Annotated in this window: 18 protein-coding genes; 10 read left to right on the plus strand and 8 right to left on the minus strand. The window is 66.4% G+C overall.

The window, feature by feature from the left end; genetic code table 11:
- Positions 1 to 20: 20 nt before the first annotated feature.
- Positions 21 to 1,529, minus strand: coding sequence for a leucyl aminopeptidase (locus GTW51_RS09710; protein WP_163043719.1), 1,509 nt, complete (start codon positions 1,527 to 1,529; stop codon positions 21 to 23).
- A gap of 241 nt (positions 1,530 to 1,770) precedes the next feature.
- On the opposite strand from GTW51_RS09710, the gene GTW51_RS09715 reads away from it, so the two are divergent.
- The 6 genes from GTW51_RS09715 to rsmA all read left to right on the plus strand — a co-directional run bounded on the left by GTW51_RS09715 (position 1,771) and on the right by rsmA (position 9,464).
- Entirely contained in the window at positions 1,771 to 2,958 is a 1,188-nt protein-coding gene (locus GTW51_RS09715) for an LptF/LptG family permease (RefSeq protein ID WP_163043720.1), read from the plus strand.
- Positions 2,955 to 4,037, plus strand: coding sequence for an LPS export ABC transporter permease LptG (gene lptG / locus GTW51_RS09720; protein WP_163043721.1), 1,083 nt, complete (start codon positions 2,955 to 2,957; stop codon positions 4,035 to 4,037). The genes GTW51_RS09715 and lptG overlap by 4 nt, the downstream gene beginning before the upstream one ends.
- A gap of 109 nt (positions 4,038 to 4,146) precedes the next feature.
- Positions 4,147 to 6,498 (plus strand): LPS-assembly protein LptD, encoded by a 2,352-nt coding sequence (locus GTW51_RS09725; protein ID WP_246232868.1) that lies wholly within the window; start codon positions 4,147 to 4,149, stop codon positions 6,496 to 6,498.
- Between the two features lie 148 nt (positions 6,499 to 6,646).
- Positions 6,647 to 7,594, plus strand: coding sequence for a SurA N-terminal domain-containing protein (locus GTW51_RS09730; protein WP_163043723.1), 948 nt, complete (start codon positions 6,647 to 6,649; stop codon positions 7,592 to 7,594).
- The gene (pdxA, locus tag GTW51_RS09735; protein ID WP_163043724.1) at positions 7,591 to 8,637 is read left to right on the plus strand and encodes a 4-hydroxythreonine-4-phosphate dehydrogenase PdxA; all 1,047 of its coding nucleotides are present in this window, start codon (positions 7,591 to 7,593) and stop codon (positions 8,635 to 8,637) included. The genes GTW51_RS09730 and pdxA overlap by 4 nt, the downstream gene beginning before the upstream one ends.
- On the plus strand, positions 8,634 to 9,464 hold the full coding sequence (gene rsmA / locus GTW51_RS09740) for a 16S rRNA (adenine(1518)-N(6)/adenine(1519)-N(6))-dimethyltransferase RsmA (protein ID WP_163043725.1): 831 nt from the start codon (positions 8,634 to 8,636) through the stop codon (positions 9,462 to 9,464). The genes pdxA and rsmA overlap by 4 nt, the downstream gene beginning before the upstream one ends.
- Before the next feature lie 26 nt (positions 9,465 to 9,490).
- Here rsmA and gmk read toward each other — a convergent pair whose 3' ends face one another.
- The 7 genes from gmk to fabD form a co-directional block, all read right to left on the minus strand.
- The gene (gmk, locus tag GTW51_RS09745) at positions 9,491 to 10,156 is read right to left on the minus strand and encodes a guanylate kinase (protein WP_163043726.1); all 666 of its coding nucleotides are present in this window, start codon (positions 10,154 to 10,156) and stop codon (positions 9,491 to 9,493) included.
- Positions 10,153 to 11,040 (minus strand): YicC/YloC family endoribonuclease, encoded by an 888-nt coding sequence (locus GTW51_RS09750; protein WP_163043727.1) that lies wholly within the window; start codon positions 11,038 to 11,040, stop codon positions 10,153 to 10,155. Before GTW51_RS09750 ends, gmk begins: the two co-directional genes overlap by 4 nt.
- 45 nt (positions 11,041 to 11,085) lie before the next feature.
- The gene (gene mltG, locus GTW51_RS09755) at positions 11,086 to 12,126 is read right to left on the minus strand and encodes an endolytic transglycosylase MltG (protein ID WP_246232870.1); all 1,041 of its coding nucleotides are present in this window, start codon (positions 12,124 to 12,126) and stop codon (positions 11,086 to 11,088) included.
- 178 nt (positions 12,127 to 12,304) lie between these two features.
- The gene (gene fabF, locus GTW51_RS09760; protein WP_163043729.1) at positions 12,305 to 13,570 is read right to left on the minus strand and encodes a beta-ketoacyl-ACP synthase II; all 1,266 of its coding nucleotides are present in this window, start codon (positions 13,568 to 13,570) and stop codon (positions 12,305 to 12,307) included.
- Positions 13,571 to 13,610: 40 nt separating this feature from the next.
- On the minus strand, positions 13,611 to 13,847 hold the full coding sequence (locus GTW51_RS09765; protein ID WP_026358398.1) for an acyl carrier protein: 237 nt from the start codon (positions 13,845 to 13,847) through the stop codon (positions 13,611 to 13,613).
- Positions 13,848 to 14,010: 163 nt separating this feature from the next.
- Entirely contained in the window at positions 14,011 to 14,748 is a 738-nt protein-coding gene (gene fabG / locus GTW51_RS09770) for a 3-oxoacyl-[acyl-carrier-protein] reductase (RefSeq protein ID WP_163043730.1), read from the minus strand.
- A 46-nt stretch (positions 14,749 to 14,794) separates the two neighbouring features.
- Complete coding sequence (fabD, locus tag GTW51_RS09775; protein WP_163043731.1) at positions 14,795 to 15,733, minus strand: ACP S-malonyltransferase; 939 nt, start codon at positions 15,731 to 15,733, stop codon at positions 14,795 to 14,797.
- 376 nt (positions 15,734 to 16,109) lie between these two features.
- Here fabD and rpsF point away from each other — a divergent pair, with 376 nt between their 5' ends.
- From rpsF to rplI, 4 genes are all read left to right on the plus strand, one after another.
- Positions 16,110 to 16,562, plus strand: a complete 453-nt coding sequence (gene rpsF / locus GTW51_RS09780) for a 30S ribosomal protein S6 (protein ID WP_163043732.1) — start codon at positions 16,110 to 16,112, stop codon at positions 16,560 to 16,562.
- Between the two features lie 6 nt (positions 16,563 to 16,568).
- On the plus strand, positions 16,569 to 16,817 hold the full coding sequence (gene rpsR / locus GTW51_RS09785) for a 30S ribosomal protein S18 (RefSeq protein WP_163043733.1): 249 nt from the start codon (positions 16,569 to 16,571) through the stop codon (positions 16,815 to 16,817).
- A 130-nt stretch (positions 16,818 to 16,947) separates the two neighbouring features.
- On the plus strand, positions 16,948 to 17,916 hold the full coding sequence (locus GTW51_RS09790; protein WP_163043734.1) for a hypothetical protein: 969 nt from the start codon (positions 16,948 to 16,950) through the stop codon (positions 17,914 to 17,916).
- A 35-nt stretch (positions 17,917 to 17,951) separates the two neighbouring features.
- Positions 17,952 to 18,572, plus strand: a complete 621-nt coding sequence (gene rplI / locus GTW51_RS09795; protein ID WP_163043735.1) for a 50S ribosomal protein L9 — start codon at positions 17,952 to 17,954, stop codon at positions 18,570 to 18,572.
- Positions 18,573 to 18,585: the final 13 nt, after the last annotated feature.

Raw genomic sequence — 18,585 nt, forward strand, 5'->3', positions numbered from 1 at the left:
CATCGCCCGCCCCGCCGAGGTCAGCCTGCCTGATAGTGGTCCTTGACCAGCCGGTCGAGCAGCCGCACGCCGAATCCCGAGGCCCAGGACTGGTTGTACTCGTTGGTGGGCGATCCCATCGCCGTACCGGCAATGTCGAGATGCGCCCACGGCACGTCGTTGACGAAGCGCTGCAGGAACTGTGCGGCGGTGATGGAGCCGGCCGCCCGACCGCCACCGATATTGCGGATGTCGGCGAACTTGCCTTCGATCATCTTGTCGTATTCCGGTGCCAGCGGCATCCGCCAGACCTTCTCGCCGCTCACCTTGCCGGCATCGGCCAGTCGCTCGGCAAGCTCGTCATTGTTTGAGAACAGGCCGGCGTGATGATTGCCGAGCGCCACGATGATGGCGCCGGTGAGTGTCGCCAGATTGACCATGAACTGCGGCTTGAAACGCTGCTGGCAGTACCAGAGGACGTCGGCGAGGACGAGCCGGCCTTCCGCGTCCGTGTTGAGCACCTCGATCGTGGTGCCTGACATCGCGGTGACGATGTCGCCTGGGCGCTGCGCGTCGCCGTCGACGCTGTTCTCGACGAGGCCGACGATGCCGATGGCGTTGACCTTCGCCGATCGGCCGGCCAAGGCCCGCATCAGCCCGGTCACGGCGGCGGCGCCGCCCATGTCGCCCTTCATCTCGTCCATCGAGGCCGCCGGCTTGATCGACAGACCACCGGTGTCGAAGACGACACCCTTGCCGACGAACGCCACCGGCGCCTGGTCGGCCGGGCCGCCGTTCCAGCGCATGATCACGACCAGCGGCGGCCGGGGCGAGCCCTGCGCGACGCCGAGCAGCGCATCCATCTTCAGGTCGCGCAGCTGGCTTTCGCCGAGCACCTCGACCTCGACGCCCTGCGCCGCCAGCGCCTCGATGCGTTCGGCAAATTCCACGGGTCCGAGCGTGTTGGCCGGTTCGTTGACCAGGTCGCGCGCAAGCATCGTCCCGGCCGCGACGGCTTCCTCCACCGCATAGGCAGCCTTTGCCGCCTCGAGGTCGGCCACGGCGAAGCGAAGCCGAAGCGGCTCCTTGTCCTCGTCGGCGTCCTCGTCCTTCTTCTTCGAGGCCTTGGTCTTGTAGTTGTCGAAATCATAGGTACGCAGCACCGCACCTGCTGCAATGCGGGCGATGTCGGTCGAAGCGACAGCGCCGCCCTCCGGCAATGCGCAGCGGACGGTGACGCTCCGCGCGCCTTTGACCTTCGACGCGATGACGCCGCCGAGCTTCAGCCAGTCTTCTTCCGTCGCAGGCTTGTCGGAATGGGTGCCGACGACAAGCAGCCGATCGACCGCCACGCCCTGCGGCGCCAAGAGGTCCAGCGTGGACAGCGCCTTGCCCTTGAACTTCGCCGGTTTGCCGGCCTTTTCGATCAGTCCGGTCACGGCTTCGCCCAGCTCTGAGGCCACCGCCCCGCCTTGTCCCGCCAGGACGACGAGCACGCCTTCGGGCTCGGCATCGGCGGAAACGAATTCGATCTGTGGGAGGGTGGCCATGAATACTCCTGTCGCGGTGCGGTCGATGCCGGGAGCCACCGATGAGTCGGACGGCGCCGGGCGGAGCCTATGATGGATGCGCGAACGGGCTTTGCAAGGTCCGGGTCGCCGGTTACACCGCGTTAACCACGTCGCTTCGCCCTTCTTTAGCCAAGCTGTTGCAGTGTACGAGGGGATGGTCCGGCCTGCGGACTTTCCCGGCAAGGCAGCGTCGGGGCGTGCAACCGGGATGACGATACGAATGACGCTCCTCGAACGCTACGTCTTCAAGGCAGCCTTCGGGTATGCCGCGGGATCGCTGGCGTCGTTGGTGCTCATCGTCTGGATCGTGCAGGCCCTGTCGCGCATCGACATCATCAAGACGACCGCATCCGCTGCCGGCAACATCTTCTGGATCGCGCTGATGCTGCTGCCAGGGCTGGTGGCGGGCGTCCTGCCCTTCGCGGTGCTCATCGGCGCCATCCAGGCACTGAATTCGCTGAATGCCGGCTCCGAGCGGGCGGTGATCGCCGCCTCTGGTGCCTCCCCGAAAGTCGTCACCCGGCCGATCCTGCTGCTCGGGGCGATCGGCGGCCTGATGATTCTCGTTCTCAGCCATGTGGTCGGACCCTATTCGTCGAGCGCCTTCCAGAACGGTCTGCGTTCGATCAACGCCGACACGCTGACGCTCTTCCTCCAGCCCGGGCGATTCGAGCGCGTCCAGTCGGATCTGGTGGTCAGTGTCGGCGACGCCAACGGCTCGGTGATCGAGAGCCTGTTCATTGCTGACACCCGCGATCCCGCCTTCGACCTCACCTATTTCGCCCGCGAAGCGCGCGTGATGGAGGATGACGGTCGCTCGACCCTTCTGCTCTACGATGGCCAGTTGCATCGGCGGAACACGACGGACGGCGGCGTGTCGGTGATCGAGTTCCAGACCTACGCCTTCGATCTCGCCGAGTTGCGGCCTTCGTCGAGCGGCGACTGGATCCGCAGCTCTGAACGCAGCACCTACGAATTGCTGTTTCCCGACCCGAACGACGCGCTGTACCAGTCGAAGCCGCTGAGCCTCGTCGAGGAGGCCACCGATCGCATGACGAGTTGGCTGTATGCGATCGCCTTCGCCCTGTGGGCAGTCGTCGTCGCCGGCGATCCGCGCACCAATCGGCAGGGAACCGGTCCGGCCATGTTCCTCGGCCTTTCCGGCGGTCTCGTACTCAAGGCGCTGGGTTTCGTCGCGCTTTCGCTGATCGAGGAAGGCTATCTCTGGGTGTTTGTCACCTGTCTCCTGCCGCTCGGCGCCATTGCGATCAATCTCCTCCTGATATGGCGCGGCCTCGGCCCCGCCAGCTGGCCGATAGCGGAATGGACGGCCGTGCAGTTCGACCGCATGTCGGCGACGCTCGCCCGGCTGCGCCCGGCCGCGTTTCAGAACGGGTCCGGCGGATGAGGAACTGGACCCTCAACCGTTACTTCTTCCGGCTCTACGTCGTCAGCTTCCTGTCGACGCTGGTCGCCGTCTTCGCCCTGGTCTACCTGATCGACATGATCGAGGTGAGCCGTCGCGGGCGGATGACGGAGTTCGGCTTCGGCGCGATCGCGCTGTTCTCCGCGCTGCGCGTCCCGTCCTTCATGGAACAGGCCTTCCCGTTCATCATCCTGTTCTCGTCGATCTTCACGCTGCTGTCGCTCAGCCGGCGCCTCGAACTGGTTGTGGCCCGCGCCGCCGGCGTATCGATCTGGCAAATCCTGCTGCCGTTCGTCGTCGGCTCGCTGTTTCTCGGCCTGCTCGCGACCTTCGCCTACAATCCGCTGTCGGCCTACGCCAAGGGCCAGGCGGCAGCCTTCGAAGCCGAGACCGCCAGTGCGGGCATGGCACCGAGCTCGGACCAGGTGCCGTGGCTGCGGCAGAATGCCGAAGGGGTCACGTCGATCATCGGGGCGAAGACCGTGGCGCAGAACGGCGTGCTGCTCGGCGAGGTGACCGCCTTCGTCTTCGGCGAGGACGGTCTCGTGCGCGAGCGGGTCGACGCGCCCCAGGCGGTGCTCGGCGATGGCGCCTGGACGCTCGACAAGCCGCGGGTCACGCGTATCGGCAATCCGCCGGAGCACCCGGCGACGTTCCGGCTGCCGACGAGCCTGCGGCCTGAGTTCGTCGAACAGCGACTGGCCGACCCCGAGGCCATCTCGATCTGGGAACTCGGCGACAAGATCGGCGTCGCCGCAAGCCTTGGCTTCAATTCCATGGCTTTTTTGATGCAGTACAACTCGCTCATTGCGCAGCCGGCGCTGTTCGTCGCCATGACGCTGCTGGCCGCGACGGTCGCGACGAGGTTTTCGCGCACCCGCCAGTCTGCTAGGACCTTGGGGAGTGGCGTGTTGGCTGGTTTCGTGTTGTACGTCGTGACGTTTCTGGCGAAGGCACTCGGCAGCAATGCGGTGGTTCCACCGGTTGCAGCCGCTTGGTTTCCAGTGTTGGCAGCAGGATTGTTTGGGGTAACAATCCTGCTCCATCAAGAGGATGGTTAGTATGATTCCGAGGGGGACCGACGGCCGGCGAAGGGGTCTCGCCGTGCCGCGAGTAAAGGGGTTTCTCCTTGCTGGCACGGCGTTTTGCGCGCTTGGCTTCGCAAGCGGCATGTCCTATGCGCAGCCGGCTCTGCCGACCGATTTCCAGGCACCCGAGAACGCCCAGCTGTTTCTCGAGGCCGACACCGTCACCTATGACAGCGACTCCTCCGTCGTTACCGCCGGCGGCGGCGTCCAGATCGACTACGGTTCGTACAAGCTCGTCGCCCAGAAAGTCGTCTACGACCAGAACACCCGCCGTCTGATCGCCACGGGCGATGTGGAACTGCAACAGCCGGACGGGAATCGCGTCTACGCCGACTCGATCGACATCACCGACGATTTCCGTGACGGCTTCGTCCAGGCGTTGCGCATCGAGACCCCGGAGAACACCCGTTTCGCAGCAGCTGGCGCGGTTCGTCGCGACGGCAGCGTCACGACGTTCCAGCAGGGCGTCTACACGGCGTGCGAGGCGTGCGAGGAGAACCCCGAGCGGGCGCCGTTGTGGCAGGTGAAGGCGCGCAAGATCGTCTGGGACCAGACCGAGAAGGAAATCCGCTATTACGGCGCGCAGTTCGAGTTTTTCGGCGCGCCGATCGCCTACCTTCCTTACTTCCAGTCGCCGGACCCGACGGTGAAGCGCAAGTCCGGCTTCCTGCCGCCGGCGTTCCGCTCCTCCGACCAACTCGGATACGGCCTTCGGGTGCCGTATTTCTTCGCCATCGCCGACGACAAGGACGTCACCGTCGCGGGCACCTACTACACCAAGCAGGGATTCCTCGGCGAGATCGAGTACCGGCAGGCCGTCGAGAACGGCTATTTCACCCTGCAGGCCGCCGGCATCGTCCAGCAGGACCCGGACGCGTTCAGCGACGACAACATCTATTCCCCCACCGGCGAATCCCCCGACTTCGCCAACACCGACCGCGGGATGATCGGCACGACCGGCAAGTTCGCGCTCAGCGACCGCTGGACTTTCGGCTGGAACGTCCTTGCCCAGTCGGACGCGAACTTTTCCAACACCTACGAGATCCCCGGGTTCGGCCGGACGCTGCACACGTCGGAAATCTACCTGACGGGTCTCGGCGACCAGAGCTTCTTCGACCTTCGGACGCAGAAATTCGACTACCAGTCGATCAATCCGAGCCTCGAGGATCAGCAGCCGCTCGTGCTGCCCAGCTTCGACTATCAGCGCATCGAGCAGGAGGGCGTCCTCGGCGGCGAGGTCCAGCTCGACCTGAACGTCGCCTCGCTTCACCGCGACGAAGATCAGGTCAGCGCGCTTTGCGCCACGTGGCTCGATAACGGCGCCTGCCAGGTCCCGACAGCAGGGTATCTCTATCGACCTGACCTCAGCCGGTATCTCGGGCTGGAGGGCGATTACACGCGGGCCACCGCTGAGGCAAAGTGGCAGGACAGCTACACGCTCGATTCCGGCCTGGTGCTGAAGCCGATGGCTGGGGTTCGCGGCGATCTCTACACCGCTGACATGAGCTCCGATGGGTTCAACAACGTCCTCTACGATCGGCCCGCGAGTGTCTTCAACCAGGGCACGCTCAGCCTCGACGACTCCGGCGCCCGCGGCATGGCGACGGCGGCGATCGAAGCGCGGTATCCCTATCTGATCGAGACCGCACACACGTCCCACGTGATCGAGCCGATCGCCCAGCTGATCACCCGCCCGGACGAGAACCGCATCGGCCTGGTGCCGAACGAAGACGCCCAGACGCTGGTGTTCAACACCGCCAACCTGTTCGAACTCGACAAGTTCTCCGGCTATGACCGCATCGAGGGCGGCACGCGCGCCAACTACGGCCTGCGCTATGCCGCGACGCTCGATAGCGGCTATTCGCTCGACGCGGTGATCGGCCAGTCCTACCACCTCGCCGGGCTCAACTCGTACGCCCAGACCGATCTCGCCCTGGTCGGCTATGATTCGGGCCTCGAGACCGACAGGTCCGACTACGTGACGTCGTTCGCCGTCGGCACGCCCATCGGCCTCGAGGTGGGAACCCAGATGCGCCTCGACGAGGAGGATTACGCCCTCCAGCGCACGGACATCTACGGCTCCTACGCCTTTGCGGGGGGCAACGCCCGGCTGACCTATACCGACATCGCCGCGCAGCCGACCTACGGCTCGATCGAGGATCGCAGCCAGGTCACCGCCTCCGGCTCCGTGACCTTCGCACCCAACTGGACGGCCTTCGGGGCGCTCGGCTACGACATCGAAAACGAGACGGTGGTCGAGCGGACCTTCGGCGTCGGCTATGCCGACGAGTGCTTCAGCCTGCTCGTCTCCTATTCGGACACTGCGAACCGCTATACGCAGGAGGCCAATTCGACGACGGTGATGTTCACGCTCGGCCTGCGAACCATCTCGGACTTCTCGCAATCCTATGATATCGGGGACAACGACAGCTAGGACGTTGCGGTCCGCCTGACGGCGGCCAGCGTCCTGGATGGCAGTCACGCCGAAATGAGTGGTCCGGATCATCATTTCGCCAGAGCGGGCCTCTAAAGGCACTGCAACCTGCCGTAGCCATCGCCCCGGAGGAGGAGTTTCAGGAACCATGACCGTCCATAACGCCATCAAGCGTGCGGCTCTCGCAATTGTCCTTTCCACCTCGACCGCGGCGGTCGCACCCCTGCTTGCGACGCCGGTGCAGGCCGCGTCCGAAGTCAGCGTCGTCGTCAACCGCCAGCCGATCACCAGCTTCCAGATCCGCCAGCGCGCGGCCTTCCTGCAGTTGCGCCGGGTCGGCGGCAACGCCACCCAGAAGGCCACCGAAGAGCTGATCGACGAGGAGCTGAAGAAGCAGGAAATCCGTCGGCGCGGCATCAACGTTCCCGATACGGCGGTGAACGAGGCCTATGGTCGGTTCGCCAGCGAGAACAACATGAACGAGCAGCAGCTCGCCGAAGTTCTCTCGCGCGCCGGGTTCTCGTCCGATGCGTTCAAGGACTACATCCGGGTGCAGATGGGCTGGGGCCAGGCCGTCCAGGCGCATATGCGCAGTGCCGAGAAGATGAGCGAACAGGACGTCGTGCAGCGCATGCTGGCGCAGGGCGGACAGAAGCCGTCGACGACCGAGTACACGCTGCAGCAGGTGATCTTCGTCATCCCGGAAGGACAGCGCGGCGCCCTGCTCGGCCAGCGCAAGCGCGAGGCCGACGGCATGCGGGCGCGCTTCCAGTCCTGCGACGCGACCTACACCTTCGCCAAGGGGCTGCGCGACGTCACCGTCCGCGACCTTGGACGTGTCGCCCAGCCGGAACTCCCGGCGCTCTGGAAGGACGACGTCATCAAGGCCGGCAACGGCAAGACGACACCCGCCAAGGAAACCGAGCGCGGCGTCGAATACATCGCCATCTGCGGCAGCCGCAGCATCTCGGACGACAAGGTCGCCGCGATGGTGTTCCAGTCCAGCGACCTCGCCAAGCTCGGCGAACAAAGCGGCGGTCCCGACGGCGCCTTCCTGAAGAAACTGCGCGACGAGGCGCAGATCAGCCGCCGATGAGCGACAGTGATCGCCGCGATCGGCTGCCGCCGGTCGCGGTCACGCTCGGCGAGCCGTCCGGCGTCGGGCCCGATATCGTCCTCGCCATTCATGCCGCCTGCCATCCTGATCTGCCGGGCTTCTTCGTCCTGGCCGATCCCCGCATGCTTGCGGCTCGCGCTGCGCGGCTGGGCATTCCCCTGTCGATCCATCCGATCTGTGCCCCGCACGAAGCGGCCGATACGCCGCGTGGCGCGCTCGCCGTCCTGCCGCTGGTCAATCGCCAGGGCGAGACCCCGGGCCACATCGACCCCGACAATGCCGCCGGGACGATCGAATCCATCGACCGCGCGACGGCGCTCGTCCTTGCCGGCGAGGCCTCGGCGCTCGTCACCGGGCCGATCGACAAGAAGGCGCTCTACGATGTCGGCTTCCGGCATCCGGGGCATACCGAATATCTTGCCGATCTCTGCGAAAGGCGGCTCGGCCGACCGTTCACGCCGGTCATGTTGCTGACCGGGCCGGATCTATCCTGCGTCCCCGTCACCATCCATATCCCCCTCGCCGAGGTTCCAGGCCAGTTGACGAGCGAATTGATCGAAACGACCTGCCGCATCGTCGCAGAGGACTATCGCACGCGGCTCGGCATTGCTTCGCCGCGCCTTGCGGTCTCGGGTCTCAATCCGCACGCCGGCGAGAAGGGCGCGATCGGCACCGAGGAGGAAACGGTGATACGCCCGGCTATCGAGCGATTGCGTGCCTCGGGCATCGACGCCTTCGGGCCGATGCCGGGCGACACGATGTTCCACGCCGAGGCGCGCCGCAGCTATGACGTGGCGGTGTGCATGTATCACGACCAGGCGCTGATCCCGGCCAAGACGCTCGCCTTCGACCAGACGGTCAACGTGACGCTCGGCCTGCCGATCATCCGCACCTCGCCCGATCACGGGACCGCGGCTGATATCGCCGGCACCGGCAAGGCGCGGCCCGACAGCTTCCTTGCCGCGCTTCGCCTCGCCGGGCGCATGGCAGCCGCTTCGACCCACCCGGCGGCCATCGGGTGAGCCCGATCGACCCGCTGCCGCCATTGCGGACCGTCCTTTTTGAGTACGGGCTGGAGCCAAGGCGCAGCCTCGGCCAGAACTTCCTGCTGGACCTCAACCTGACCGCCAGGATCGCGCGGCAGGCGCAGCCGCTCGAAGACGCGACGATCGTCGAAATCGGGCCCGGTCCCGGCGGCCTGACGCGGGCGCTGCTCGCCGAGGGTGCCGGACGGGTGATTGCGATCGAGAAGGATTCGCGCTGCCTGCCGGCGCTGCACGCCATCGCCGCGCATTACCCCGGACGGCTGGAGATCATCGAAGCCGACGCGCTGAAGCTGGATATCGCGTCGATCGCCCATGAGGGCCCGCTGAAGGTCGTCGCCAACCTGCCCTACAATGTCGGGACGCAGCTGCTGCTCAACTGGATCGCGACGCCGACATGGCCGCCTTCCTGGGAGAGCCTGACGCTGATGTTTCAGCGCGAGGTGGCCGAGCGCATCGTCGCGGCACCCGGCTCCGACCATTACGGCCGGCTGGGCGTTCTCGCCGGCTGGCGAACCGTCTCGCGCATCGCTTTCGACGTTTCGCGCGAGGCGTTCACGCCGCCACCCAAGGTGACCTCCTCGGTGGTGCGGATCGTACCCCGGCCAGAACCGGAGCCCGTCGCCCTCGCTGCGCTGGAAACGGTAACGGCCGCGGCCTTCGGACAGCGGCGGAAGATGCTGCGCCAGAGCCTCAAGGCGCTCGGCGGCGAGGCCCTGCTCGGCCGCGCCGGCATCGACCCGCAGCGGCGGGCGGAGACCCTGTCGGTGGCCGAGTTCGTCAGTATCGCCCGGTTGTTAGGCTGATCGGCCGATAATCCGATTCCGGGCCTTCAGGCGATTTCTTCGGACAGCAGCTGCGCCGTGAAGTCGTAGAGTCCCGGCCGGCGGTCGCGGCGCAACCGCTCGGCGTTGATGATCGAGCGGACCGCCGAGAAGGCGCGGTCGAGATCGTCGTTGATCACCACGTAGTCGTAGTCGCGCCAGCGGGCGATCTCCACGCGGGCGTTCTTGAGGCGCACGGCGATGGTCTCGCCGGAATCCTCCGCGCGGCGCAGCAGCCGCGTCTTCAGCTCGGCCATGGACGGCGGCAGGATGAAGATCGAGACGATGTCGGCCTTCGCCTGGCGCTGCAGCTGCAGCGCGCCCTGGTAGTCGATGTCGAACAGCATGTCTCGCCCGTCCTGCATCGCCTTCTCGGCGGCCACGCGGGGTGTGCCGTAGAGATTGCCGTGCACCTCCGCCCATTCGAGCAGGGCGCCGCCCTCACGCATCTGGTGAAACGCCTCGCGCTCGATGAAGTGGTAGTGCACGCCATCGATCTCACTCGCCCGGCGCTTGCGGGTCGTCACGCTGACCGAGAGCATGAACAGCGGGTCGGAATCGAGCAGGGTCCGGGCGATCGTCGACTTGCCGGCGCCGGACGGCGAGGAAAGGACGAGCATGAGGCCGCGACGGGCGATCTTGATGGGCGATTCAGTGTCGAAGATCGACGTCATTCTAGATTCTGCACCTGTTCACGGAATTGATCGATCACGACCTTCAACTCCAGCCCGATGGCGGTGAGCGAGGTCGCGTTCGACTTGGAGCAGACCGTATTCGATTCGCGGTTGAATTCCTGCGATAAAAAGTCGAGCCGCCGCCCGATCGGTCCGCCGTGGTCGAGCAGTGCGCGCGCTGCGTCGACATGCGCCCTGAGACGGTCGAGTTCCTCGCGAATGTCGGCCTTCGTCGCCAGGAGCGCTGCCTCCTGATGCAGGCGGGCCTCGTCGAGCCGTGCATCCGCGCCCAGGAGATCGGCGACCTGCGACGCCAGTCTTTGCCTGATGGCCTCTAGCGAGCGCGCCGGGTCCGCTTCGGCGCGTTCGACGAGCGACGCGATCTCGTCCACGCGCATCAGCAGGATCTCGCGCAGGGCGTCGCCCTCCGACTGACGGGCGATGGCCAGCGCATCGAGGGCAGCGGCGAAGCCATCGGTCACGGCGGCATGTCGCCGGGCCTCGACCTCCGGCTCCGGCCGGGCTTCGGCGATGTCGACGACGCCCTTGATCGCGAGGATGCCATCGGCCGTCGGCGCGGCGGCATGGCCATCCGCAACGAGCCGGGACGACAGCGTCAGCACGCGAGCCAGCATGGCGTCGTTGACGATGAATTCGGGCAAGCTGGCTTCGCGCTTGAGCTGCAGGCTGGCCTGGATGTTGCCGCGCGACAGGCGGGAGCTGGCAAGGCGTCGCAGCCCGGCCTCGATCGGCTCGAAACCCGGCGGCAGGCGCAGCCGCATGTCGAGGCTCTTGCCGTTGACGGAGCGAAGCTCCCAGACGAACTCGATGCCCTCGGCGAAGTCTTCGTGGCGGGCAAAGCCCGTCATGCTCTGGACGGGCATGGCCTGACCCCTCTTGCGTTCAGCCGCCGACGGGGCGCCGCCCCGTCACTCGGCCGCTTCGGCCGCGGCCCGCTGCTGGCGTTCGTATTCGCGGTATCGCTGGACGTTGCGGTTGTGCTCGTCCAGCGTCTCGGCGAAGACGTGCCCGCCGGTCCCGTCGGCGACGAAGTAGACGTCATCGGTTTCGAGCGGATTGGCCACGGCTTCCAGCGCCGCACGCCCCGGATTGGCAATCGGGCCGGGCGGCAGGCCGTTGATCCGATAGGTGTTGTAGGGCGTGTCGCTCTCGATGTCGGACTGGGTGACCGGCGCGTCGCTCGGCTTTCCGGCACCGCCATAGACGCCATAGAGGAACGTCGGATCCGACTGCAGCCGCATGCCCTTGCGCAGCCGGTTGACGAAGACCGACGCCACGTGCGGTCGCTCGCTGTCCACACCAGTCTCACGCTCGACGATGGAGGCAAGCGTGAGGAACTGGCCGATATCGTCGACCGGCACCTCCGGGTCGCGGGTCTCCCATATCTCGGCCACGAGCCGGTCCTGGGCGTCCTTCATGCGCTGGATGAGGGCCTTCCGGCTGTCGCCGCGCTGGACCAGATAGGTGTCCGGACGCAGCGTGCCCTCGGGCAGCAGTTCGGGCATCTCGCCGGTGAGAACCTCCGACGCGGCAACCCGGTCGTAGATGCGCTGCACGGTCCAGCCTTCCGGGATCGTCACGGAGTGGACGATCGACTTGCCGCTGCGCAGTTGTTCCATCACGCCGCGCATCGAGACGCCGGGCGTGAAGGCGTATTCGCCGGGCTTCAGCTCGCCGCCGGCGCCGGCAAACCGAACGCCGTACTCGAAGACCTGCGCGTCGCTGATGATCCCCTCGCGCTCCAGCCCGGCCGCGATGGTCTGCGCGCCGGAACCGCTGGGCACCACATAGGTGGCTTCCTGGCGAAGCGGACCCTCGCCCTCGAACTCTCCCGCGCCCCAGTAGATCACGGCGCCGGCTGCCAGCATCACGAACAGCACCGCCGACAGGCAGAAGTTGAGGAAGATGACGATCTGGCTGCGGGCATGGCGCGAACGCCGCGGCGGCAAGGGAGCCGGCGACGGGCGCAACTCGCGGGCCGCCCTGCGGCGCTCGCGTCTTGAATCGGCTCCCGAGTCCTGGCTCACCGGATGGTCCCCCGAATGTGTTGCCGTGACCGCCGAAGCATCACTGGAATGTGGCGAAAGCCCGGACGCCTGAACGCGCCCGGCCTGTCAATTCGCGGGACTATTCGTCCACGCGCCGCAGGATCAGCGACGCGTTGGTTCCGCCGAATCCGAAGGAGTTCGACAGCGCGATGTTGATCTCTTTCTCGCGCTTCACGTGCGGCACGAGATCGATCTTCGTCTCGACCGACGGATTGTCGAGATTGAGCGTCGGCGGCGCGACATTGTCGCGGATCGCCAGCGCCGAGAAGATCGCTTCCACTGCACCCGCGGCACCGAGCAGGTGGCCGATGGCCGACTTGGTCGAGGACATCGAGATGCCCTCTGCCGCGTCGCCGAGCAGACGTTCGATCGCCCGGAGCTCGATCTCGTCGCCGAGCGGCGTCGAGGTGCCGTGGGCGTTGACGTAGTCGATATCGGAAGGGGTGATGCCGGCCCGCTTCATCGCTGCCGACATGCAGCGGAAGGCGCCGTCGCCGTCTTCCGACGGGGCGGTGATGTGGTAGGCGTCGCCAGACATGCCGTAGCCGATGACTTCGGCATAGATGCGCGCGCCGCGTGCCTTGGCGTGCTCGTAATCCTCGAGAACGACGATGCCGGCGCCCTCGCCCATCACGAAGCCGTCGCGGTCACGGTCGTAGGGACGCGAGCCGCGGGTCGGGTCGTCGTTGAAATGCGTCGACAGCGCCCGGCAGGCGGCAAAGCCGGCAACGGCGAGTCGCGACACCGGCGATTCCGCGCCGCCGGCGACCATCACGTCGGCATCGCCAAGCGCGATGATCCGCGCGGCGTCGCCGATCGCGTGGGCACCCGTCGAACAGGCGGTGACCACGGAATGATTCGGCCCTTTGAGACCATTGCGAATCGACACGTGGCCAGACGCGAGGTTGATCAGGCTGCCGGGGATGAAGAACGGGCTGACCCGGCGGGGGCCCTTTTCGGCAAGGATCAGCGCACTGCGCTCGATGCCCTGCAGGCCGCCGATACCCGAACCGATCAGAACGCCGCTGGCGATCTGGTCCTCGTAGGTTTCGGGATGCCAGTCGGCGTCGTCCAGCGCCTCGGAGGCGGCAGCCATCGCGAAGACGATGAAATCATCGACCTTGCGCTGCTCCTTCGGCTCCATCCATTGATCTGGATTGAAGGTGCCGTCTTCACCGGCCCCACGCGGAATCTGTCCGGCAATCTGGCAAGCGAGGTCACCGACCTCGAAATGCTCGATCCGCTTCAGACCGCTCTCGCCGTTCAGGAGGCGTTTCCATGTGACGCCGGCACCGGCCCCAAGGGGGCTGACCATGCCGACGCCAGTAATTACAACTCGTCTCATCAATTGCTCAATCGCTGAGGCGGACGCTCCGCCCGAAGCGTCAGGCCTGATTCTTCTCGATGAACTTCACCGCGTCGCCGACGGTGAGGATCGTCTCGGCGGCATCGTCCGGGATCTCGACGCCGAACTCTTCCTCGAAGGCCATGACGAGCTCGACCGTGTCGAGGCTGTCGGCACCGAGATCGTCGATGAAGCTGGCGTTCTCGGTGACCTTCTCCTGCTCGACGCCCAGATGTTCGACGACGATCTTCTTCACTCGCTCGGCGGTATCGCTCATTGTCAGTCCTCTATTGCGATGGTGCTGCCGCATTCGTTAGACGCGGGGCGGCGCTTTATCAAGCGGCGCCGGCATTTCGGTCATGCGCCAGCTTTGGATCGAATGGTTCGGTGGCGCGGCGCTTACCACGCCGCGACGCGGGGGCCAAGGGAAAGCCCAAGGATCAGATCATCACCATGCCGCCGTTGACGTGCAGCGTCTGGCCGGTGACGTAGCCGGCCTGATCGGACGCCAGATAGACCGCGGCGGCGGCGATGTCGCCCCCCTCGCCCATCCGCTTCATGGGAATGGCCCCCATGATGCCGTCCTTCTGCTTGTCGTTCAGCTTGTCGGTCATCGCGCTGGTGATGAAGCCCGGGGCGATGCAGTTGACCGTCACATTGCGCGAGGCGATCTCCTGCGCCAGCGATTTCGAGAAGCCGATCATGCCTGCCTTGGCGGCGCAATAATTGGCCTGGCCGGGATTGCCGGTGACGCCGACGATCGAGGTGATGTTGATGATTCGCCCGTGCCGGCGACGCATCATCGGATGGGTGATGCCGCGCGTCAGCCGGAAGGCGGCGGTGAGATCGACTTCGATGACGCTGTCCCAGTCGTCGTCCGACATCCGCACGAACAGCCCGTCGCGGGTGATGCCGGCATTGTTGACGAGGATGTCGACGCCCTGCATCTCCGCTTCGGCAGTTTCGGCCAGCGCCTTCTGCGCGTCGCGGTCGGCAAGGTCGGCGGGAAACACCATGGTGCGCTCGCCGAGTTCGGCGGCGAGTGCGTCGAGCTTCTCCCGCCGCGTGCCGTGCAGGCCCACCGTGGCGCCGGCGGCGTGGAACGCGCGTGCGATCGCCTCGCCGATGCCGCCGCTGGCGCCGGTGACGAGCGCCTTGCGCCCGGTCAGATCAAACATCTGGTTTCCTTCCCTGATCGTTACCGTGGCTCCTGGCCCCAGGCCTTCAGCCCCGTTCTCCGGAAAATGCCCGGACCTCGTCAACCGTCCCGATGGCAGACGTAACGAGGTTCTTGTCGATACGGCGGGCGAGCCCGCTCAGCACCTTGCCGCTGCCGATCTCGACCAGCCTCGTCACCCCGTTACGAGCGAGGAACTCGACGCTCTCGCGCCAGCGGACCTGCCCGGTCACCTGGCGGACCAGGCGCTCACGAATCTCGTCCGGCGCCGATGTCGGGCTGGCCGTGACGTTCGATATGACCGGGATGGAAGGCGCGGCGATGACGGTCTCGGCCAGAGCTGCCTGCATGCGTTCGGCCGCCGGCTGCATCAGCCGGCAGTGAAAGGGTGCGGAGACGGACAGCGGGATGGCACGCTTGGCGCCGCGCTCCGGCGCCAACGCCACGGCGCGGTCGATGGCCGCCTTGTCGCCGGAAATGACGATCTGTCCGCCGCCATTGTCGTTCGCGGGCTCGCAGACCTGCCCCTCGGCCGCAGCCTCGCAGAGGGCGAGGACCGCATCTGCGTCGAGGCCGAGAATGGCGGCCATCGCACCTTCGCCCTGCGGGACGGCCATCTGCATCGCAGTGCCGCGGATGCGCAGCAGCCGGGCCGTGTCGGCGGCGGTGATCGCGCCGGCGGCGGCCAGCGCCGAGTATTCGCCGAGCGAGTGGCCGGCGACGTAGCGCGCCTCGGTCAGGCTGAAGCCTTTGGCCTCGAGCGCCCGCAGCGCCGCCATCGACACCGCCATCAGCGCCGGCTGGGCATTGGCCGTCAGGGTCAGCTGGTCTTCCGGTCCGTCGAAGATCAGCGTCGAGAGCTTCTCGCCCAGCGCCTCGTCGACTTCCTCGAAGATGGCACGGCTTTCAGCGAACGAGTCATAGAGCGTCCGGCCCATGCCGACGCTCTGACTGCCCTGTCCCGGAAAAACCAATGCCATGGCCATGCGCCATCTCCTGTGATCTCTTGTCGGCGAATGCCCGCAATGATTGCCGCCGCCGTCTCCTGTCAAGGCTGCGGGGCGGAAGTGCGGCGCTTCCCGTCCGCCGGCAAGACGTCCGAGGGGTTGAAACCCCACCGGAAACCCGGTACTTGCACCCCGTTACTGCTCGGGCCTCAGCTGGGGGCTGAACGGAAGGCTGCCGCTGTGCCGGCAACAGGGTGCCATAGAAGGCATCGGCTTCCCGTGTCTCCGCTCTCGACCGTTCTCGTACAGGCGCCTTTCCACATCGTCCCGGGTCACCGGGTTCGCAGGGAAGTCGACGAGGCTTAGCCGCTGTACCCGGGCAGATGCGAACGAAACAATGGAAAGGCGATAGCGCATGGCTCTTTACGAGCACGTATTTCTTTCGCGCCAGGATATCTCGAACCAACAGGTCGAGGCTCTCGTCGAGCAGTATCGTGGCGTTCTCGAGGCCAATGGCGGCTCGGTCGGCAAGGTCGAGAACTGGGGCCTCAAGACCCTCACCTACCGGATCAACAAGAACCGGAAGGCCTATTACACGCTGATGAACATCGACGCCCCTTCGGCGGCGGTCCAGGAGATGGAGCGCCAGATGCGCTTCAACGAAGACATCCTTCGCTACATCACCATCCGCGTCGAAGAGCACGAAGACGCCCAGTCGGTGATGATGCAGAAGCGCGACGACCGGCCCCGCCGTGGCGGCCGCGACGATCGCGGTGACCGGGGCGACCGTCCCCGCCGTGACGATGACCGCCCGCGTCGCGATCGCGACGATGACCGCCCGCGCCGCAGCCGTGACGATTCGGAGTAAGAAAACATGGTCGATATCGCTCAGCTTCCCACCCGCCGGCCGTTTCATCGCCGCCGCAAGTCCGACCCGTTCGCCGGCACCGATTCGCCGAAGATCGACTACAAGGACGTTCGTCTCCTGCAGCGCTACATTTCCGAGCGCGGCAAGATCGTCCCGTCGCGGATCACCGCCGTATCGCAGAAGAACCAGCGGGCCCTCGCCCGTGCGATCAAGCGCGCCCGCTTCCTCGGCCTTCTGCCCTACGTCCTGAAGTAGGACTTCGATACCGGGAGACGGCGCATGCGCGCCGCCTCCCGTCCCTCGCGCGTCAGGCCGCCGCGGGACACGACCAAGCCTAGTTGGGGCGATCGCCTCTAACTGCCGCGAGCAGGACAGCGCACCGAAGATGAAGCCAACCACAATCGTCATTGCCGTGGCCTCGGGCCTAGCCAGCGCGCTGCTGTTTGCCGGCATCGTGCTGCAATCGGCGTCGGCGGTGAGTCTTGCTCTCGCCGCCCCGATCCCCATCGCCATCGCCAGCCTCGGCTGGGGCTCGGTCGCCGGTTTCATCGCAGCGGCGATCGCCGGCGCGACGATCTTTGCGGTCACCCTCTCCGTTCCCAGTGCCCTGACGCTGCTCATCTCCATGGCGATCCCGACGGCCGTTGCCGGGCACCTGGCGGGTCTGGCACGTCCGGCCGAGGCACCGATGCGGGCCGCCAACGGCAATGTCCCCGCCACGCCGCCACTCGACTGGTACCCGCTCGAGCGGGTGCTGATGGCGATCACCGCCATGGCGACGGCGGCCTGCCTGTTTCTCGGCTGGATGCTCGGCTACGACGCTCAGCTGTTCGTCCCGGCCGTCGCCCAGGCGCTCGGCGAAGGCGGCGTCGCCGGACCCGATGCACCAGACCAGGAACAGTTGCGCGAACTCGCCAGCCTCGTCGTGTCGCTGGTGCCGTTCGTCCAGCCGGCGATGCTGACGATCATCCTGGTCATCGGGCTCTATCTCGGTGCCACCGTGACCCGCATCTCCAACCGCCTGCCGCGGCCGCGCGACGACATTCCTTCGATCGCCGGCCTGCCGCGGACAACGCTGTTGGTCTTTGCCGCCGGCCTTGGCGCGGTCCTCGCCGGCGGCACGCTCGGCCTCATCGGCGCGGTCATCGTCGGGGCCTTCGGCGCAGCTTACACGCTGATCGGCCTGGCCGCTCTTCACCGCCGCAGCCGCGGGCGACCCGGCCGCGGCCTGGTGCTGTTCACCAGCTATGCGGCGATCCTGCTGCTCTCATTCCCGCTCCTCGTCTTCCTGGGGCTCGGGCTTTTCCAGACCTGGCGACACGGCGACGGCACGACCTCGCCTGCCAGCCAGTAAACGACGCATTCAACCCCTCCAGAAAGGAACTCAACATGGACGTCATTCTTCTCGAACGCATCGCTCGCCTCGGCCAGATGGGCGACACCGTGAAGGTGCGCGACGGCTACGCGCGCAACTTCCTCCTGCCGACCGGTCGCGCCCTGCGCGCCAACGAGGCGAACCGCGCCAAGTTCGAATCGCAGAAGACCCAGCTCGTTCAGCGCAACGAAGAGCGCAAGTCGGAAGCCCAGGAGATCGCCAAGGGTCTCGAGGGTCGCAGCTTCGTCGCGGTCCGCTCCGCCGGCGAGACCGGTCAGCTCTACGGTTCGGTCTCGACGCGCGACATCGCCGATCTTTTGGCAGCCGACGGCTTCAAGGTCGGCCGCAACGAGATCGAGCTGCGCCAGCCGATCAAGGCGATCGGCGTCCATGCGATCTCCGTCGCGCTGCACCCGGAGGTCTCGGTCCTCATCAACGTCAACGTCGCCCGTTCGCCGGACGAAGCCGAGCGCCAGTCGCGCGGTGAGGATCTGACCTCGGCCGATGCGATCTACGGCATCGACGAGGAGGAAGAGTTCGACGAGGACGAGGAAGCCGAGGGCGAAGCCACCGAGGAAGAGGGCACCGAGACGGCCGCGCCCGACGCCGAGGAAGAGGCCGACGAGGCGCGCTAAGCGCCTTGCAGGC

The organism is Aurantimonas aggregata (assembly GCF_010500835.1).
Taxonomy (GTDB): Bacteria; Pseudomonadota; Alphaproteobacteria; order Rhizobiales; family Rhizobiaceae; genus Aurantimonas; species Aurantimonas aggregata.

Bases quoted from the DNA above. Each gene is read 5' to 3' on its own strand.
- lptG (WP_163043721.1), top strand. From the start codon at position 2,955: ATGAGGAACTGGACCCTCAACCGTTACTTCTTCCGGCTCTACGTCGTC.
- fabG (WP_163043730.1), bottom strand. From the start codon at position 14,748: ATGTTTGATCTGACCGGGCGCAAGGCGCTCGTCACCGGCGCCAGCGGC.
- rpsR (WP_163043733.1), top strand. From the start codon at position 16,569: ATGGTCGATATCGCTCAGCTTCCCACCCGCCGGCCGTTTCATCGCCGC.
- GTW51_RS09725 (WP_246232868.1), top strand. From the start codon at position 4,147: ATGTCCTATGCGCAGCCGGCTCTGCCGACCGATTTCCAGGCACCCGAG.
- GTW51_RS09790 (WP_163043734.1), top strand. From the start codon at position 16,948: ATGAAGCCAACCACAATCGTCATTGCCGTGGCCTCGGGCCTAGCCAGC.
- GTW51_RS09730 (WP_163043723.1), top strand. From the start codon at position 6,647: ATGACCGTCCATAACGCCATCAAGCGTGCGGCTCTCGCAATTGTCCTT.
- rplI (WP_163043735.1), top strand. From the start codon at position 17,952: ATGGACGTCATTCTTCTCGAACGCATCGCTCGCCTCGGCCAGATGGGC.
- fabF (WP_163043729.1), bottom strand. From the start codon at position 13,570: ATGAGACGAGTTGTAATTACTGGCGTCGGCATGGTCAGCCCCCTTGGG.
- GTW51_RS09765 (WP_026358398.1), bottom strand. From the start codon at position 13,847: ATGAGCGATACCGCCGAGCGAGTGAAGAAGATCGTCGTCGAACATCTG.
- GTW51_RS09715 (WP_163043720.1), top strand. From the start codon at position 1,771: ATGACGCTCCTCGAACGCTACGTCTTCAAGGCAGCCTTCGGGTATGCC.
- GTW51_RS09710 (WP_163043719.1), bottom strand. From the start codon at position 1,529: ATGGCCACCCTCCCACAGATCGAATTCGTTTCCGCCGATGCCGAGCCC.
- pdxA (WP_163043724.1), top strand. From the start codon at position 7,591: ATGAGCGACAGTGATCGCCGCGATCGGCTGCCGCCGGTCGCGGTCACG.
- rpsF (WP_163043732.1), top strand. From the start codon at position 16,110: ATGGCTCTTTACGAGCACGTATTTCTTTCGCGCCAGGATATCTCGAAC.
- fabD (WP_163043731.1), bottom strand. From the start codon at position 15,733: ATGGCCATGGCATTGGTTTTTCCGGGACAGGGCAGTCAGAGCGTCGGC.
- gmk (WP_163043726.1), bottom strand. From the start codon at position 10,156: ATGACGTCGATCTTCGACACTGAATCGCCCATCAAGATCGCCCGTCGC.
- GTW51_RS09750 (WP_163043727.1), bottom strand. From the start codon at position 11,040: ATGCCCGTCCAGAGCATGACGGGCTTTGCCCGCCACGAAGACTTCGCC.